Below are 1,829 nucleotides of genomic sequence, written 5' to 3' on the forward strand. Positions count from 1 at the left end.
TTTAATGCTTTTAGCTGCTTCTTTAGCAAAAGCTTCAATATCTTTTTTGTTCATGAGTATCTGCCTATCCTTAACTCTCAATAGAGTACGTTTTGATAAGCAGTTACACAAAATTAGTTACAGTCTCGCACTCAGGTAGTGTTCACGCCTTACTCACACCTTTATGATTTTATTAACATCAAGCAAGCATTAAATCTCAGCATTGAAACGTGCCACTCTTGCCTCTGCTATTGTGCATCGTGTTTGCGCTAAGAGCTCTCCTAAGGTTATACCTGGGTTATCATTTATTAATCTGACAAGTTTAGCGTCTAAAGGCTCCAACTTATCAGCATGATCCAACAACGCCGTTTCGATTTTATGAATAAGGTACCGAAAGCCGTCATCGGCTGAGGTGGTTAATCCTTGTGTAAATAGTTGAATATTAATGGCCTCACCAGACACTTGCCAATGTCGAGAACGTCGCACACGCTTAAGCACGCAATGGCATTGCTCTGCTATCGCTTTAGCTTGCTTGGTTTTATCACCGCCGATACGATGAATGAGGGATGGAAGTCGAATAATGATATCTTCATGCATCGCTAATATCTCAAAACTTACCCAAGTACTAAAGAATGCATCTCACTATATTCTAGAGAAATGCACATAAAAACCAACCAAGTACAATTTAGATCGCATTCAACCATATTGCTTTATCAGAGTTCGATACTAGAGCCCGTTAATCTTTGCTGGTTAAATTTTTGCAACTGGATTGCGGTATAGCTATCTAAGCAAAAAATCGCTCAACATAGAGTAAAACATTTTTAGCCGCCCTCTTATGGCAGCGTTTGTTGGGTATTTCTACTGCGTTAAAAGAGATATTACAGAGTTACAGCGATTAGCGTTCTACGTTTAAAAAACGCCAAAAATTTGAGTATCAAATAACTCTTCTAGTTGGCCAACACAGCAATCACAAATACACATAACATCACAAGTACAATTAAACACCCAGTATAGTTACTCGACAACTGTTTTTCCCTTGCTTGGCTTTCCCGCTCTTGGATTGCTTCAAACTGACGGTGCATATTTTCACATAAAGAAACAAATTCACGGTGCGATTCAAGTTCAATTTGTTGGCTACTGCAAGGTACATTCTCGGTTACCAACGCTAAATGACCAGTAAATGCATGCATCGTATATTTATAGTTACCCGACGAAAACGTTTTTTTCTCAAAATCAAGACCAAGAACAGCGTTCCCTCCAGCTTCAATGGCAAGCTGTTTTATGTGTTCACGCCCAACATTAGGGTCTTTAAAAAAGCGAGTACTAATTAGATGTGATGCTTCTACCGTTAGGTGCTTTGGTGTTTTCTGTTTAGTCATAAAAAAGTTAACCTTTTTTTTCTCAAGGTAAACTTCTTGAATACTCACACTCTTTGCTGCAAGCCCCTTAGGCGTTGGGGTAGGGTCAAATTCAACAATAACACCTTTTACCAGCTTATTTTCTGATGACTTATCAAGCAAACTCGAAAAATGCAAAAAGTAACTTTCACCATCATCACCATTAATAAAACCATATTTCTTACTTGATAGATAAGAGACAACTAAACCTTTCACGCTATAACCTTTATCTAAATATTCAATAGCCGCCTAAGAGCGGCCAACATAAAATACAAACATATTATACCAATCCTATTAAATATGTGATCTTTCAGCGGGAGTTTAACGTGCTGTAGGCAAGGCAGATGATTGAAGCGAATAGTGATCCTCGGTAACAAGCTCCTGCGTTACTCTACCTCCAGCATCTGACCGCCATGGAGGGTGGGAATGTGTTATTTTTTATGGAAAAAAATA

General features: G+C 38.5%; 2 protein-coding genes. Both read right to left on the reverse strand.

The window, feature by feature from the left end; translation table 11 throughout:
* Positions 1–189: 189 nt before the first annotated feature.
* Positions 190–576 carry a ribosome recycling factor family protein gene (locus ACWXWT_RS20410; RefSeq protein ID WP_456043395.1) on the reverse strand — a complete coding sequence of 129 codons (387 nt, stop codon included), beginning with the start codon at positions 574–576 and terminating at the stop codon, positions 190–192.
* A 350-nt stretch (positions 577–926) separates the two neighbouring features.
* Complete coding sequence (locus ACWXWT_RS20415; protein WP_456043396.1) at positions 927–1,592, reverse strand: cold-shock protein; 666 nt, start codon at positions 1,590–1,592, stop codon at positions 927–929.
* Positions 1,593–1,829: the final 237 nt, after the last annotated feature.

The organism is Shewanella sp. A22 (genome assembly GCF_053850585.1).

Excerpts from the sequence above, each read along its gene's own strand:
- ACWXWT_RS20410 (WP_456043395.1), bottom strand. The coding sequence starts at position 576 with ATGCATGAAGATATCATTATTCGACTTCCATCCCTCATTCATCGTATC.